This is a genomic window from Fibrobacter sp. UWEL (assembly GCF_900142535.1).
In the GTDB taxonomy this organism is placed as follows: Bacteria; Fibrobacterota; Fibrobacteria; order Fibrobacterales; family Fibrobacteraceae; genus Fibrobacter.
On sequence record NZ_FRBE01000034.1, the window covers coordinates 1 to 16553 of the forward strand.

Sequence of the window (16553 nt, forward strand, 5' to 3'; positions counted from 1 at the left end):
CAAGAATTTTGTATCTTTGCTCTCGGTTAAGATGACTCAATGCAACCTCTTTGTGGTAAGAGAAGGTTGCAATTTAGTTATCCTAGCTGGCTCCCATCTGGGGGCCTTTTTTGCATCCTTCAGATTCCGCTCGGATTATGCATTTGCAAATAGAATTCGGGCACATCACTTCCAAAAGCAACTGCATTTTCAAGCTGTTTGATAAATTTTTCAAAAACCTCTTTGGATTTTTCCGCCTTATTTGCAAATTCTCTGGAAATTTCTAAAGCTTTAGGTACTTTACTATTTTCCATAGTCGTCATCAAATCATTTCCGATATACATTTCAAATTTATCCATCAACTCAAGCAACAACAAATCTAAAACGCGTTGTTCGTCTCGCAAAAATACCACCCTGATTAAGTGGTCTTTATATTCATCCTGAGTTTCATATCCATATTCAATGGCCTCACGACCTTTCTCGTCTTTAGCCACATCCATGAACATCAAAGTATTATCTTCTACGTATTCCATCGTTAGACTACTTTTTGAATAATTTTCACATCTAGTAATCTACACTTTTTAAGAGAAAGGAATCAATCACGTTCCAAACAATTCATCCAATTTTTGCTGCAGGGTACCTTCCTTCGCGAATGGCAGAGCATCAAGTTGCTTGAAATTATGCTTTAGGTCATCGGTATTGTCCGCAAAACCGAGAATGAAACTGGTCGCAATTTTATAGATAATTTCTGTGGGAGCTAAACCATAAACCTGCTTTTCAAAGATATGCTTAAGGCGCTCCTTGTCATCAGGGAACTGAACCTTCATTTTCTGACTTTGATAAAGTCTCTTAACGATTTCTGTAATGTAGAGACCTGATTTCATATACAAGTCTATAAAGGTTTTATCCTTATCATCAAAACATCCTGGATTCTCTTCTTCCAGCATATCAACCATTCGCTTTACAACATCTTTCGGCGTGAAAATCTGGTTGGTCTTTTGCGGAGGAATGTAATCAAAAATATCTTCGACACTTTTTTCATCAAAGTAATCGGCCAGCTTTTTCTTTAACGCAAGGAATTCCTTCACGGAGTCGTCAAAAACGATGGAATCAAAGAGCTGTCCCTTGAATTCCTTTTCTTCTCCGGTTTCAGAATCTTTGTACTTGCCGCCGTCTCTCAAGAATCGGAACTGTTCCAACGTGATACTAGTAACTTCAACAAAGACATTGTTGGGGATTTTCTGGTCAAATGTTGCCAGTGTGACGGAATCATCACCATAAGCCATAAGGAATGATGGGATTGTACGAGAGAAACCTCTCAGATGATCCCTAACTCCATCTTGAATAGAATCGCGTTCACGTTCCTTGATTTTAGTTTCAACGGTTTTAACGGCTTCCCTTTCAGAATCCTTTGCAAAATCGTTAATGGCAGAATCCATCTCATTTCTGAACTTGGCGAGAGCTTCATCCTGCTTTTTCTTGAATTCAGTTTCAATTTCTGCGGTTGTTTTTCCGGTCACATCACGCTGTTGCATTGCAACAACGCGTTCTTGCTCAATAACATTTGATTCGATCTTGAATTGACCTATAGTCTTATCTACTATAGCATCTACCTTGGAATTCAATGAACTCTCTACTTGACGAGTAACAGATTTAGTCATACCATTGCCATAGTTGTCATGAGCCTTTTGTACGACATTCTGTACGACAGTATTTTTGACCAGCTCCTTCAACTTATCATTTAAGGAGTCTGGCTTTTCTGACGCTTTTACCTCGTCAATTGTATCATCTACTTGTTTTTGGACATCATAAAGTTTCGGTCCAAAAATATCCGCAGCAACACCAATGACATAATCATCAGACAAGTTGACATCGCCATTTTCATCCAAGGACAAATCCTTCTTGACTTCACTGGACAATGTAACAGGCGTTTTAGACTTAGGCTCGTCAACAGGTTCAAATTGGTTGATTAAGTCAACGATTTCTTTTGGAGCAGAGAATATATTGCTGATGTTCTGAAACAAGAAATTACTCATGAACCCACGGCGAACAACTTCCACAGATTTAATCTTACGAGGAATGGTAAGAACCTTTTCTGCATCCAGTTCAATTAATTCGCCATTTTCATCTTCGCCAATGACTGGGAAAAAGTTTAGAAGTTCGCGAACATTCTGCTTTCTCGTTTCAATATCGCCACGCCCCGACGATGTATTCGGCGAAAGGTCGTTAGCAAATTCTTCAAAGATAATCAGAGTTCTTGCAGGATCAAAGTCAAATACATAGGCATTTTCTTTGCGTTTGTATTCTGTACCCGTATGAAAAAGGCAAGGATTCTGAGCACGGAATGCCGCCTGCATATAAAGAGACGGGGACTTCACATTACTAAGCATCAAAACAGCAGTCCATTCAGGAATGGTAATACCTGTAGTCAGCTGTCCAACAGACAAAGTGATCGTCTTCTCATGTTCAGCGATTGCCTTTTTGACCTTGTCAAAGGATTTCTTATTTTCCTCAGCGTCGTCAATGCGTCCGTCACCAGCAGCGAGGACGATTTCATAATCCTTGAATACAGGGTGTTCTTTGAGTTTTTTCGAAAGAGCCTTAGCACTTTCAACTCGATCTAAAAGCCAGAACGTGTGCTTAAGTTCATCACGAAGTTCTTCCGTAGAGAACGGAAATTTTGTTTGCTTGGTAAGAACATCTAAAAACTTATCGACAGAAGAATTGTGAACAAATCTTCCGTTTTCAACCTTGAAAAACTCATTGAGGTCAAACGCAAATTCCTCGGTTTCTCCATTTATCTCGATTCCCTGAGAAAGTTCATCGCGAACAATCTCGGACATCTGATAGGTGAAAAGATTTAAGGTCGGAAGCGTTGCATAGGGATTTTCAACTTCTGAAGAATTATCCCAGTTATGCTTGTTTTTCTGTTCGTCGGCGTAGGTGTAATTGAAAATAGCACCGTCAGCAAACTTGTTATTTGCGAGAGCCTTAAAAGGCGTACCGGAAAGATGTAATGTGAAGTTACGCTTGATTTGGTCAAAGGCAACATCAGTCTTGTAAGTATCAACGCCTTCGTGGGCTTCATCGATGACAAGCAAGTCCCAGGTGGTTTTCTTGATTTCTTCTAGCTTATTGAACTTGCCTCCGAAATAAATGGAGCCTTTCAAATCCTGCAACGATGCAAAATAGACAAGGCCCATGGCCTTTTTATTTTTCAGCACACGAGATTTTTTATCGGTGGCGTACTCATTGTAAGGAATCACCAATCTTTTATTTTTGATTCCATCTACTTCGCTTACAAAGAAATATCCGGATTGACGACCAATAAACTTTGCATAGTCTTCATACCAGCTGTTGGCAATGGCAGGTCTATTCGTTACAATCAGGACGTTCATCGCGCCCATACGCTTCATTAAATCGTAAACGGCGAGAGTCTTTCCGAAACGAGGCTTTGCATTCCAAAGAAATTCCGCCTTGTCATGAGAATTTCTGTAATCCAAGGCCATTGAAACAGCTTTGTCCTGTTCTTTGCGAAGATTGTATGGGACAATATCTTCCGTTACGTCAATGAGTCCTCGACTAGAACGGAAGTCGTAGAACATGGATTTTGATTCATTTGGCGTAATGAAGAACCATTCATTTCTGTCATCTTTGCTGAAGTATTCATTACCCAAATCCATGGGCTGTTTGACATCTTTTTTGCGCAAGTAGGCGTGAAACAACTTGTCGTTAAAAATTATGCCAGAGCCATCTTCAAACATGGCATTACCTTGCCATTCTAGCTGCGGTTTGATGCCTGCCGTATGGGTTTGCTGATAAATGCGTTCTTCAACGGTTTGCTCTGTATAGCCGATTTTGATATAGCCATCGTGATAAGAAATGCCAGGAGTGGTATAGGCATATATCATGGGGACAACAGGCTTTGTTGTCTTGATATCTGGATTTTGCATTGCCATGTTATTCCATCTCCTTTACGTGGTTTTCGATGAATTCTTTTTCTTTATCATCTAAACCGTATTTGGCATAAAGCTGTTGATCAATATTTGAAATTGATTGGGACCAGTCGATGTCGGAATTGGAAGTGAAGTCTTGGAGGGGGACGTATTTCCACTTGTAAGGAGTCATATCTGGAGTTATTCGAAGAATACTTAACAAGCCTCTTGCGAATTTAGTTTTTATGTATTTTTCAACATTGCTGACTTCTGTAGTGTTTTCAAAAGAGCCAATAGAAATGAATGATTGGGTGTGTCCAGAATTTGGTTCAGCATAAATCATACTTGACAATGCTTCTCCAAATGACCCAGCCCCATTTGCTTTTGAAATAAGTAATTTATGTTTTCCAAAATTGTTTGGGCCATCTACATATTTTTGAGCAATCCATAAAGCAGCTCTTTTCTTATTGTATAGGCCATAGATTTTTACAAATCCCATTTCTTTGGGTTTGTTTTCAAAGAAAATTTTTCCATGTAAGTTGTCTAATGCATTTGTTCTTAAATCAAACGATTCCCCAGCTAATTCAATCCATTCTGGATGTTCACTTTTTAACAATTCTGTATATCGATAGGGAACTGCACCAATGCATATTTCCGATAGAGATGCTTGCTCACTACCGGACCAAACCTTATTCCTGATGGAATTTAGCTCGTTGAATTCAGTAAAAATACCGATTTCACCAAAGTTTTTATTTTCATCTCTTAGGGTAATTGCCACTCCACCTTTGATATCGGTGTTTGGGAAAACAGTTGAAGCATCAGGTTGATAGTCAACAACTTTAAAATGTTTATCGCTTAAGCGTTTTGCATTCCAAGCTTTGGGAGTTTGTCCTGCGTTAAATAAAAATCTTGCGGGCGTAATCATTTCTACACAGCCAGCGATTTTGAAGGCTTCTTCCATAAAACTGTTATAAACAGGAGCTGGTCGACCATTATTTTCGACTTCTTCATGATACGGAGGATTTCCAATTGCAAAATCAAACTTCATTTTTACGACCTCCCTTGATACTTCTATAGGTCAAAGATTTCTGTCTTGTCCAGTCAAAAATTCTGCATTCAATTTCTTCGGAATGGTTTTCATTTTCACCAACTGCAAAATCAAATATGTTTGGATTTTTCTCATCCTTAACGCAGTTACCAAAAGGCACCGTTCCCGTAATGCCATCCATCTGCCAAAAATTCCATACGATAACATTGGCGACTTTTCTAAGCTCAGCATCTGTGGGTTCACGATTCCAACGCTTTTTCATGTAGTCCACAAAAGTCACCAATAGGTTTATACGCGCAATCAGCAGGTTGTCACCTTGGTATTCATATCCATACACACTCTGGAAAGCCCTGTAAGTCCACTTGAGCCAATCTTCTTCATTATCAGTATTTTCATTGACCACTCGCAACTTGCGATCGAGAATTCCAATACGATTTTTTACAGGGATGATTTCTGCGGTCGTGGAGTCATAACGTGAGACGATGTAGGGAGCTTCGCCACAAGTAATTTCAATGCGTTTAGAGTCCACATACTTCTGCCAATCCCCATCGTGAACAAACTTGACCCGTGCCGTTGTGGTTTTCCAGGATTGTCCATCTTCAACATTGAAAACATTTTCTCGGCCAAACCATTCCGCATCGCAATGGTTGTTCATCTTGTTGCAAATCCAGGAAGGTGTAAAGACCTCGGCCTTATCGCGAGTTCGCATGGACTGGGCTTCTAAGGACTTGGCAACTCTTGGCTGAATCAGGTTTGATCCCAAATTCCGTAGCATGGTCGCTGTAATCTGTTCCGTCTTTCCGTAAACAATTCCGCTCTTTGTGGTAATCGTTGAAGCGAATATGATATTCCGGCCCGTTGTCTTATCTTTAACAAGGGCGTTCAGCACTACAGAAACAGGATAGTTGTTTATATCAATAAGCTTCTTCATTTGACTCCGCATTACCCCGTTTATGGAGAAATGAAAAAGTCAAACAGTCCAGCTAGACACAAAAAAAAGGCGTGGAGTCGCTGAAGCAATTACCGCATTCCTAGGCTCGCCAAAGCCTTCGTAGTCAATAACAGCAAACGACCCACGCCCCAATTGGGACGTGAGCAGTTTACCCTATTCTCACTACTTTGAAATTTGGCGATTCAGGAATGGAGACTAGAGCAAATACTCAATAAATCGGGCGCTCAAGAATTTACTCCACAGGCTCTAGGCCATTGGACGCTTTCAAGAGCTATGTAACAGGGAATATAGGATAATTTGGTGGAAATAAATCTTTTTGGACATTTTCGGAGGGCAAAAAATAAGGTTATTTTTGAAGTCAAATGATTGAGTATAAAAAAATACAGGAATTTCTTGAAGAACGAAAACAAATTCCAGAAAACTGGGATGATGGGAACCAAATTTATTGGGATAAATTTTCCAATTATCTAGTCACAGATATCCAGAGCGCAATCAAAGTACTTGAGACAGAATGCACTCCGGAGGATATCTCCTGGATTTGTGAAGTTTTTGACGATGTCGCTCGAAAATCTCAGTCAAAAGAGTTTATCGCAGCAATCCACCGCATCCACGACAAAATGCCAGATGACGTACAAAAAAACATAGAAATTGACATAGAGTACGCCGAAGCTGAAATCATAGACAGAAAGTAAAGGGTGTTTACAAAATAATCGGGCTTCACTTGCTTTTAGTAACACCTATCTGCTCTCTGCTTCTCACAGGTTGCTCTGAAGAGCCATATCGAATAGAGAACTTAGTTTGTTCCGAGGTATGTAGAAAATGACAAATGACTTTTTCAAAATGACAACAGAAGAGAAAATGGCTATTTACGGATGGACCCGTGAGCAGGTTCCCGTTATGGAAGCTCAAATCAGAGAACTCCTGGACAACAAGAACTACATTCCAACCACAAGTAAATGGGACATTTTCCTACACAAGGATGTAAAAATCACAACAAAAAATAATGAAGTGTTCTTTGGGCATGTTAATGAAATCGCAACCCCCGACGACAACGATTTTGAAGAGGAAGGTCTCATCTACACAGGTAAATACGGTCCTTGCACTGAAATTCTAGAGCACGAAATAAAGTCCGTTGAAATTATTGAATCACATGAAAATCAGTAATAAACGCTTCCTGGGTATCCTCATCAAAGACAATTTCCCGCTGTGGTTGGCTCCGGTCCAGGCCCGCGACATCGACGAATCCAACGAAAAGCGAGCAAGGCGAATCCTGCAAAAATACGCTTGCGTATTTTTATAGGTGAGCCGCAGCCGCGGACGCCGAAGGCGTCAAAAGCTTGGCTACAAGTTCCGTCAGTGCGAACTCCAGAAGGTTCCGTACAAGATTATTGTAGGTGACAACCGCCCAAGGCGAGAGCAGCGGACAAATTTATTTGTCCATTGCCGAGCCGCTGCGGTTGGGAGTGCGTAGCACTCCAAAAGGAAATGGCCGAAGGCAAGGTCTCCGTCAACAAGCGTAAGGAAGGCGATTACCGCCTAAGGCGAGAGTCGCACCCAAGTTTACTTGGGTATGACCGAGCCGCAGCGGGAAGCACACCGAAGGTGTGCCCAAGGGTCAGATGACTGTTGCCGAATTCCTCGCTATGACCGAAGACGACCGCAAGGTTGTTCGCTAAGCAAATGGATCCTATCGGGTCCTTCGACCCCTCCAGGATGACGTTATGCATAAAAGGCAGACTCGCAAGAGTCTGCCCTTTTTTCGTTGGGAGTGCGTAGCACTCCAATTAAAAAACACTAACGGTTTTTCTTCAGACGAATAATCGTCTCCAGTACAGCCATTACGTTCATAGGCTTGGGGAGGTGACCGTCCATGCCAGCATCCAAGCAGGCTTGAGCGTCTTCCACAAAAGCATTCGCCGTCATAGCCACAATAGGAATGCTCTTGGCATCCGGACGAAGCATCTTACGAATTTCGCGGGTAGCGTCCAGACCATCCATCTTAGGCATCTGCATATCCATCAGGATAAAATCGTAGTAGCCCTCCGGAGACCTGGAGAATCGTTCCACTGCTGCCACGCCGTCTTCCGCACGAACGATATTCAGTCCAAATTCGCTCAGAAGTTCGCATGCAATTTCATAGTTCAGTTCGTTGTCTTCCGCAATCAAGACCCTCATGCCATTGACGGCATTAACGTCCAACGTTTCTTCAAATTCAACCTGTTCTTCTTCATGTTCAACAGGTTCCACCGGAATAGAAACCAGGAAGGTCGTCCCCGCATTCAAGCGGCTCTCCACCGTAATCTTACCCTTCATCTGTTCAACCAGCTGCTTCACGATTGCAAGGCCAAGACCCGTACCCTGGATCTTATTCACGCGAGTATCTACCCCACGGGAGAAATCCGAATACATGTTCTTCATCAATTCTTCACTCATGCCAATGCCGGTATCGCTGACACGGGCCTTCAGGTCCAACCTTCCATCGGAACGTTTTTCCTGCCAGATAAAGAACTGCACACGACCATCGATCTGAGTATACTTCACCGCATTGGAAAGCAAGTTGCCGTAAATCTGAGCCAGACGCAAGCCATCAACCTTGATGTAGGGAGAAAGAATCTGGCCCTGTTCAAAGCTATAATCCATAGGTTTATCGGCCAGCAGCGTCTTTATGGAAATATTCAAGCTATCCAGAATGGTATTAAGATTTTCCACCGCCGGTTTGACCTGCATTTTTCCAGCTTCGATGGCGGAGATATCCAGAATATCATTGATCAGTTTCTGCAAGTGAACCGATTCCACGCTAATCTTTTCCAGGCAATCCTTCATCTTCGCAGCATCGTTACCATTCTTCTTGCCAATATCCGTCAAACCCACAATAATGTTCATGGGCGTGCGGATGTCATGGGACATTCTGGAAAGGAACATGGACTTTGCCTTTTGGGCTGCCACCGCGGCCTTTTCCATCTTCATGCTCTTGAGGAGGAATACCACCACCACTAAGATAATCACAAACATGATTCCCATGGCCACAAAGAAATGATCCTGAATAAATTCCCCAAGAGTCACCGTGTTGTGTTCCAGAGAATTAGACACTACAAAAGATTCCACTGCAGCATCGGTAATCATGCCTCTAGCCTTATTGATCATGGAAAAGAGAGGCATATCCTCGCGATTCATAAGGAAAGCCAAATCCATATTCATGCCGGTCGCAATGGCCTGCAGATTAAAATCCTGAAGGATTCTGTTGTAACGGTTCAGACGATGGCTATTAATCAAAAACACATCGGTACCGCCAATACGGACCGCACGAATACACTCTTCCACACCCGCATATTTCATCACCTTCCAGTGCGGGAAATGGTCCTTCAAAAATTCACCATAGCTAATGTTACCCTCGGTAAAGGAGACCTTCATGGAATCGTTCAAAGAGAACTTATCCGCATCACCCTTACGAATGGCCGCAAACATTTCTACGTTCAGAATTTTGTTGGAGCGTAAAAGATTTCGTCTTTCGCTTTCAAAGACGCTCATATTTACCGGGAAAACGCACTCCAGTCGACCTTGTTGTAAATCCGAGATTGCATCGCCCAAGGCCTTATAGGGAACCGCCTCAAAGCGAATATCCGCTCCATAGAAGCGACGTTCCATCACCTTCAAAAATTCCCCAAGAACACCCTTTACCTTCCCCGTCAGGGAATCCGTCCCCGCATAGGGCATAAAGTCATCTCGGTAGCCCACCCGAATCACGCCATGACGTCCAAGCCAGTCCCTTTCCAGATCGTTAAGGAATGCCAAGGAAGAAGCGTTATTGAAATAAAGTTCGTATAGAGACTGCTGGTAGTTATGATTTTCCTCGTTAATCAAATCCATGGCAGAATCGAGACTGTTGAGCAAGTCGGGTCTATCCTTGTTCACCACAAAGTAGCACTTGGAATAGCCCACCTTCTTCACGGGAAGCACGTTATAGAGACGTCCCAGAGATTCCAGTCCCACAAACACGTCATATACGCCATCATTCAACTTCTGGGCGTTTTCGGATTCCGTGTCCGTGGATTCCACCAGCTTATATTCAAGATGGTTCTTCTTGGCCCAGCTCTCCACAATCTTTTTCTGGACAGAGCCTTTATTGACGCCAAAGACAGTTCCTCTGGAAGAGAAAATATTATCCGGAGTCACAAACTTGCTATCGGCGCGGACAAAAGCGTAGTAGTCCTCTTCCCCCATGGACTGTGCGGAAAAAAGCATTTTGTCGGAGCGTTCCACCGTATAGGAAACATCCGAAAGAAGGTCAATTTCGCCTTTTTCCAGCATTTCTAGAAGGTTCGGCCAGGAATCTTCCACATAATCATAAGTCCAGCCCGTGTACGCCGCAATCTTCTGCTGGTATTCATAGCCATAACCAGAACGACGGTCATAGGCGTCCTTTAAATTATAAGGACCTTCGAACCAGCCTACGCGAACGACTTTATTACTGTCTACCGCACCAAATGCGGAAGCCACCAACAAAAAAACACATAAAAAATGGTACAAACACTTCATTTGTACCATAAATATATGCAAACAATTCAGAATGTGTATGCCAGTGTTTTTTAATTATCCCGGTTTACACCATAGAATTTAATATCGTCAATCCAGATATCCGCATCATAATAGGCTGGAACAGCAATATTGGTCACATGATTGATGACGCCATCCCAGCCCACGTTACCGTAGGTGCTATCCCCTTCCATAAAGTCGGAAGCACGTATCACAACTCGCTCCCACTCGTCGCTTCCGTTCAAAGTATCCAGGAAAACGGCCTTACCGGCATTTCCGCTAATGATGGATTCCAGATTGAAGGAGTAGGAGCCGGTACCGCGAACGTAGTATTCAATGGAGTCAATGGCACTAAAATCGCAGGGATTGGAGCTGGAGCACATCCACACGCCCATGAAGGACCAATGCCCCGTCTTTGCGGAAGTGGTCCAGTGGAAAGCCTTACCTTCGCGGCCAGCGCCTGCATCCACAATCGCCAAGGCAGCGCTATCCTCTACGGGCGACATGGTCACGGTAGTATCCGTAGGCTTCAGATACACAGAGCCCAAGCCGTCTTCAAAATCCAGAACGTTGAGGTAACCTAAAGCAGAGGAGCTTGATTCCGGCTCCTTTATGCTAGAAGAGCTAGCCGGCTGCTCGGACTTTACCGTTACCACCTCTACAGTTTCAGAATCGGCCACCAATAGCTGGACGCGATAATCCGCAGGAGCCAAGCCCTCGATGGCATAATTACCATCGCTGTCGGTTTGCACCACACGGTCTGTACCGTAGATGCGAACCCAGGCGAATTTTTCTCCAGCGGGAAGATCGATCTTACCGGACATCATCCCCAGGCGATTGAGGGTCAGTTCCGCAGAGTCTCCCTTCTGGATACTTTCAGCAAGAATTTCCACAAAGGCGCCACGATTACCATTCAAGACCTCCAGAGTCAAGGAATCTTCGAACAGTTCATCAATATGGATATAACCCGCAGAGTCCGAGGTAAACGTCTTGGCCACAAGCGCTGCAGTCTGGCGATCCGCTTTCTTCAAGGCGCCAAAGTCGGGCAAGTAGCCCGCCACACGCAAAACTGCGGAAGCATTCGATACAGGAGCGCCTCCCTCGTCCACCACCTGGATGACGTAGGCGTTTTCCGTCTCCACAGTGCTGACGCCCGCCGTCTCAGTTTCCGAGCAGGCGGTAAGCCCTATGGCAAAAGCTGCGGTCAACAGCCCTAACCGTTTTAATACCATGCCACACCTCATTTCTTTTTTCCACCTTCTGCGACAGCCTTTCCAGTGACCTTGCCCACTTCAAGATTAGCCTTTCCAGCGGTCTTTTTTTCAATCCTTGCGGTATCCGCCACTGGGAACAAAGAAAACAGGAACTGCATCACCTTCGTCGGTTTCTGCACTTCTTCCACGCGCTTCTGGACCTGGCGTCTAAATTCCAAAGTCATTTCCTTCAGGTCGTTAAAGCAATCCTCGTCCACGCCCACCATCAAGGAGGAAATATTACGTTGTTCGGGTTCAATAGTAGCTAAAGCATTCTGCGCCAAAGCCAACAGCTGGTTCTGATAGCTGCGAATTGCTGTCACTTTTGTAGCACCCGAACTTGTAAAGTTTGTAAGTCCCACTGCAAAACGTTCGGAAGCAATGGGCGTAATCAGTTTCAGTTCCTTCAGGACGCGGATGGCTTCTTCCACCTGCTCCTTGGAAACCGCCGGCGTAATCTGTTTGACCAGCTGGGACACCACTGCGGAACCATTATTCATCTCGATCAGGTTACGCACAACGGGAATCCACCACTTACCCAAAAACAGCAGCTCGTTGGTGTTGAGCTGACGCATTTTCACGTCCTTCAGGGACATGGCCATCTTATAAAGCTTGTCTTTTTTGGCTGGGGACTTGGTCTTGGAGGCGGCCACCAAAATCTCGAACAGTTCGCCACTGCGGCCCTTCAGATCCAGCAAGTCCTTTACCAGGGGAATACTGCGATTGGGCAGATGGAGTTCCTTGTTCAAAACACGGAACATCTGGCTGGTTTCCAGTCCCAGTTTCTGTCCCATCATCTTGTAGGAATACAGAGGCAACTCCAGCTTGCGCTGAGCAAAGTAATTCTTGAGCAGATCTCTGTAATCGCCAATTTCGTCAATATTCAACATAGGTCCTTCTTAATTCTACATAATTATCCATTAATAAGATAGACTGAAAACGACAAAAATCCATCCCTAGGGCCAAAACCACTTTTGCAAAAATTGCAAAGCTAATTGTTCCGTCTGTATTGTTTGAGAACCTCCAGGAACCTACATTTAAGACATACCAAAAAACCACACCACAAAGGGCCTCGGGGAAATACTCCGAGGCACTTTTGTTATTATCTTTACCCCACAATGATGCAAGACGAAAAGTACATTCTGGTGGATAGCGAGGAGACACTAGCCAACCTGCTCTTGGACCTGGAGAATTATGACATGGCTGCCGTGGATACGGAAGCCGACTCCATGTACCATTATACGGCTCGCCTTTGCCTAATCCAGATTACCATCGGGGATCACCATTACATTGTGGACCCGCTGTGTGGACTGGATTTGCAACCTTTATTCAAGGCCCGCGCCATGCAGACCTTGATTTTCCACGGCGCCGATTACGACCTGAGACTTCTGTGGCAGACCTACGGTTTTGCCCCCGCCCACATTTTCGATACCATGCTTGCAGCAAAGGTATTGGGCGAACAGCACTTGGGCCTTGCAGACCTAGTACGTGAATATTTTGGCGATGAACTGAAGAAGGAAAACCAGCGCGCAGACTGGACCATCCGTCCCCTGCCTCTGGAAATGTGCGAATACGCCATTCATGACACCTTCTATCTCCACGAACTGTGCGCCATCCTGGTGGAAAAGCTCCAGGCCGCCGGTCGCCTGAACTGGCTTACCGAACAATGCGACGCCCTGATCGAGCACGCCAAGAACCCGGCCCCTCCCAAGAAGGACCCCTGGCGCATTACCGGCAGTAACGTTTTCAGCCCCAGCGGTCTTAATATCCTAAAATATCTGTGGGAATGGCGCGAAAAACAGGCCGAAGAATTGGACCGCCCGCCCTATAAGGTGATGCCCGCGGAACTAATGCTGGCCATCGTGCGACACGCTCTCCAGATTATGCCGGAAGTCAAGCTGGATCACCTGCCCAAGCTTCCCCGTAATTTTAAGGAAGAACGCCTGGATTCCTTCGTGAATATGCTGCAGACCGCCTTTGCCGTTCCCGAAAGCGAATGGCCCGAGCGCCTGCCCAAGGCCCCTCCCCCGCCTGTGGTCCCCAATTCCGACCTGCTGTCCGTCCTCAAGCAGTGGCGCGACGACAAGGCTGCCCAGCTGGGTGTGGAAGTTTCACTTCTCGCCAATAAGGCTCAGCTCATCTGGCTTGCCGCCCCCGGTAACATGCCTTGGGAAGCCCGCTACGAGGAAGCCCGCCTGCAGAACTGGCAACGCACCATCTGGAACGAAATTCTAAGGGAAAACCTCCCCAACGCCAAGCGCGTAGGAGACCCGGACTAAACTTTTAACCGCCGGCTCCTCCGGACGCTGGCATTCGCCTATGGAATACGTAATACTTATCGCATTATTCCTGCTGGTCGTGGGTTCACGATCCTTTTTCGACCCGCGCCATAAAAAACGCGAAGGGGACGAGCTGATCAACAACCCCTGGGAAGAAATTCACGCCATACCTGGGTACAAGGAATCCCGTAAGATTGCGGCATTTTACCCGCTAGTTGGCGAGCCCAACATCATGCCCATTGTGGAACAGCTATGCCAGGAAGGCCGCCTGTTGCTCCCTCGCGTCACCGGCGAAACCACCATGGAGTTTTACTGTATACAGAATTTGAAAAAGGACCTGGCCCCGGGCAAGTTCGGCATTATGGAACCCCGAGCCGACCTGGAACCCTACACCGGCGAGTTTACCGTATTTTTAGTCCCCGGTACCAAGTTCAACTTTACTGGGGAACGCAAAGGACACGGCAAGGGTTATTATGACCGTTACTTGGCCAAGTTCCCCAACGCATTTAAGGCAGGCATCGCCACTCCTTTCCAGATGGAAAAGGAACCCCTGGAACAGAAGGAAACCGACGTGAAGATGAACCAGATCATCGTCTGCCGCGCGAAAGATTAACAAGACGTCATCCAGAATCCCTTCCCTACGTCATCCTGAGCGTAGCGAAGGATTCAGTGACGAAAAAAAGAGGTATAAAATGGCTTTTGACAATAACAGAGGTTTTGGTCGCAGACCCCAGCCCAAGTTCCGCGTCCGCGAAGACAACGAATTCCGCCCCCAGAATCGAGAAAACTCTGAAGGCGAACGCCGCGAATTTAAACCTCGTGAAGGTTTTAGCGGAGAACGTCGCGAAGGATTCCGCCCCAAGCCGCGCTTTGAACAAAAACCTCAGGACACCTCTCGTGCCATCCAGGACGGTATCGTCCCCGCAGTAGGTGACGCCGATGCAGCACCTCAGGTAGCCGTAGGCGGCATCAAGGAAGTCACAGAACTTCTCACCAAGAGCCCCATGCAGGTTCACCGCGTGCTGTTCATGCACCAGTCTGGAAACCCCAAGCTGTACGAACTGCAGAAGCTGGCCAAGCGCGCCCACGTTCATGTCCAGCAGGTGGACTCCAAGATCTTGAACAGCTACGCCACTCCCAACCACGGTGTGGTGGCCCTCATGAACGAAAAGGAACTGCTGGTCTGGGAAGACGTTCGTGAAGAATTCTTCACCGCCGTAGACAAGGGTGAACGTAAGCTTATCGCAGTTGCAACCAACATCGAAGACCCCCGCAATTTGGGCGCCTGCATCCGTAGCTCTCTGGCTCTGGGCGTAGACATCTTGCTGCTTCCCGCCAAGGGCATGTGTGGCATTACCCCCAGCGTGGCACGTACCTCTGCCGGCGCTCTCGAGAAAATGCGCATTTGCCGCCCCAACAATCTTGAAGCTGCTGTAGGCGAACTGAAGATGGCTGGCTACCAGATTCTCGGTCTGGACGCAGACACCGAAACCAACCTGGCAGATTTCAAGTTCAGCGATCAGGCTGTCATCGCCGTAGGTGGCGAAGACGTAGGCCTCCCGCCCTTCATCAAGAAGCAGTGCAACGCTATCCTCCGCATCCCCATGATGCCCGAAGCACACTCCTACAACGCTTCCGTAGCCCTGTCCCTCGGCCTGTACGAATATGCAAGACTACGTATAAAGTAACATTCCCATATCATTCTGAGCGAAGCCGTAGGCGGAGTCGATGAATCTTGAGACATGAGAACAGAAAAGAGCACCCAAGCGGGTGCTCTTTTTTACGCAACAAAATTGATTTTTTTAGCGTGCAAAAAAGTTGATAAGACAAGTCTCATAACACCATCATTCTCATCCAGCCATTTTTGAGAAAGTCCCTTCAGAAATTCAACATCTGACAAACTTAAAATTCTAATTCCATCCGTATAGATATCATACGCAGTGATTTCTTCATTCAAATTCTGCCAGGTAGGGTTTCCAAAGACAATGGAAACCTTCCTAAACTCTGCAGATTCCTGCAACTTTGCAAAAGCGGGATAACGAAGCCATTCTGTCACATCGTACAATACGAATTCATTTTTTGCAAATTGACACAGCAACAAATTATTCGGCAAGGCAAATACTTCACAAACCTTAATATCCAAACTAGACTTATAAATGGCAGATACATCATGTGCCATGCAACCATCTTCTTCATCAGAATTCAAGACTCTAGGCGGAATCGTATTCGCTATTTTCTGCGGGCTAAGTCCAGAAGATACGGCAGCCCAAGCCTGTTCAAGTTCAGCTTTATGATATCCAACCCAGCGGAGTATTTTTGCAAGATCTTTCCGAGGAATTGAAGTGGAATCACCCTCCAACACATTTCCACTAAAATCAACAACAATCTGAATATCGGACTTCATTACATGAATATGCGGCAAATTATGTCGTGTATTTGCTTCATTATACATATACACAACATAATCATTAAACAATTCGAGGCATCATCAACATGTGTGGAAGCATTTAGGCAGCCTTGCTAGATGATTCTCTCGATTCCGATTCCCATTCGTAGGCAATCTTTACATCTACA

The 16553-nt window shown here is 45.4% G+C and carries 15 protein-coding genes; 7 read left to right on the forward strand and 8 right to left on the reverse strand.

Translation table 11 applies throughout. From position 1 onward, the window contains the following. Nucleotides 1-119 precede the first annotated feature (119 nt). The 4 genes from BUB59_RS14150 to BUB59_RS15525 form a co-directional block, all read right to left on the reverse strand. Nucleotides 120-512 carry a hypothetical protein gene (locus BUB59_RS14150; RefSeq protein WP_073231168.1) on the reverse strand — a complete coding sequence of 131 codons (393 nt, stop codon included), beginning with the start codon at nt 510-512 and terminating at the stop codon, nt 120-122. Between the two features lie 66 nt (nt 513-578). Next, the gene (locus BUB59_RS14155) at nt 579-3932 is read right to left on the reverse strand and encodes a DEAD/DEAH box helicase family protein (RefSeq protein WP_073231193.1); all 3354 of its coding nucleotides are present in this window, start codon (nt 3930-3932) and stop codon (nt 579-581) included. A gap of 7 nt (nt 3933-3939) precedes the next feature. Then, entirely contained in the window at nt 3940-4962 is a 1023-nt protein-coding gene (locus BUB59_RS15520; RefSeq protein WP_073231169.1) for an Eco57I restriction-modification methylase domain-containing protein, read from the reverse strand. Then, the gene (locus BUB59_RS15525; RefSeq protein WP_073231172.1) at nt 4952-5893 is read right to left on the reverse strand and encodes a restriction endonuclease subunit M; all 942 of its coding nucleotides are present in this window, start codon (nt 5891-5893) and stop codon (nt 4952-4954) included. Before BUB59_RS15525 ends, BUB59_RS15520 begins: the two co-directional genes overlap by 11 nt. Before the next feature lie 383 nt (nt 5894-6276). Here BUB59_RS15525 and BUB59_RS14170 point away from each other — a divergent pair, with 383 nt between their 5' ends. The 4 genes from BUB59_RS14170 to BUB59_RS15670 all read left to right on the forward strand — a co-directional run bounded on the left by BUB59_RS14170 (nt 6277) and on the right by BUB59_RS15670 (nt 7385). After that, complete coding sequence (locus BUB59_RS14170) at nt 6277-6606, forward strand: hypothetical protein (protein ID WP_073231174.1); 330 nt, start codon at nt 6277-6279, stop codon at nt 6604-6606. Between the two features lie 148 nt (nt 6607-6754). Beyond that, nucleotides 6755-7078 carry a hypothetical protein gene (locus BUB59_RS14175; RefSeq protein WP_143160420.1) on the forward strand — a complete coding sequence of 108 codons (324 nt, stop codon included), beginning with the start codon at nt 6755-6757 and terminating at the stop codon, nt 7076-7078. Next, nucleotides 7065-7214, forward strand: coding sequence for a hypothetical protein (locus BUB59_RS15665; protein ID WP_234980076.1), 150 nt, complete (start codon nt 7065-7067; stop codon nt 7212-7214). The genes BUB59_RS14175 and BUB59_RS15665 overlap by 14 nt, the downstream gene beginning before the upstream one ends. Continuing rightward, nucleotides 7215-7385: a His/Gly/Thr/Pro-type tRNA ligase C-terminal domain-containing protein gene (locus BUB59_RS15670; protein ID WP_234980077.1), complete on the forward strand. Its 171-nt coding sequence runs from the start codon at nt 7215-7217 to the stop codon at nt 7383-7385. It begins immediately after the preceding gene. A 323-nt stretch (nt 7386-7708) separates the two neighbouring features. On the opposite strand, the gene BUB59_RS14180 is transcribed toward BUB59_RS15670, so the two are convergent. Genes BUB59_RS14180 through BUB59_RS14190 form a run of 3 tightly spaced genes read right to left on the reverse strand, consistent with a single transcriptional unit; the run spans nt 7709 to nt 12590 of the window. After that, on the reverse strand, nt 7709-10450 hold the full coding sequence (locus BUB59_RS14180; RefSeq protein ID WP_159433385.1) for an ATP-binding protein: 2742 nt from the start codon (nt 10448-10450) through the stop codon (nt 7709-7711). 50 nt (nt 10451-10500) lie between these two features. Next, complete coding sequence (locus BUB59_RS14185; protein WP_143160421.1) at nt 10501-11679, reverse strand: carboxypeptidase-like regulatory domain-containing protein; 1179 nt, start codon at nt 11677-11679, stop codon at nt 10501-10503. A gap of 8 nt (nt 11680-11687) precedes the next feature. Continuing rightward, entirely contained in the window at nt 11688-12590 is a 903-nt protein-coding gene (locus tag BUB59_RS14190; RefSeq protein WP_073231183.1) for a DUF4423 domain-containing protein, read from the reverse strand. Between the two features lie 228 nt (nt 12591-12818). Here BUB59_RS14190 and BUB59_RS14200 point away from each other — a divergent pair, with 228 nt between their 5' ends. From BUB59_RS14200 to BUB59_RS14210, 3 genes are all read left to right on the forward strand, one after another. Continuing rightward, nucleotides 12819-13979, forward strand: coding sequence for a ribonuclease D (locus BUB59_RS14200; RefSeq protein ID WP_073231187.1), 1161 nt, complete (start codon nt 12819-12821; stop codon nt 13977-13979). A gap of 40 nt (nt 13980-14019) precedes the next feature. Then, nucleotides 14020-14592, forward strand: coding sequence for a 5-formyltetrahydrofolate cyclo-ligase (locus BUB59_RS14205; RefSeq protein WP_073231189.1), 573 nt, complete (start codon nt 14020-14022; stop codon nt 14590-14592). 79 nt (nt 14593-14671) lie between these two features. After that, nucleotides 14672-15667, forward strand: coding sequence for a TrmH family RNA methyltransferase (locus tag BUB59_RS14210; protein ID WP_083540355.1), 996 nt, complete (start codon nt 14672-14674; stop codon nt 15665-15667). 92 nt (nt 15668-15759) lie between these two features. Here the strand turns inward: BUB59_RS14210 and BUB59_RS14215 are convergent, their stop codons facing one another. Further along, nucleotides 15760-16431, reverse strand: coding sequence for a DUF4160 domain-containing protein (locus tag BUB59_RS14215; RefSeq protein WP_073231191.1), 672 nt, complete (start codon nt 16429-16431; stop codon nt 15760-15762). Nucleotides 16432-16553 lie beyond the last annotated feature (122 nt).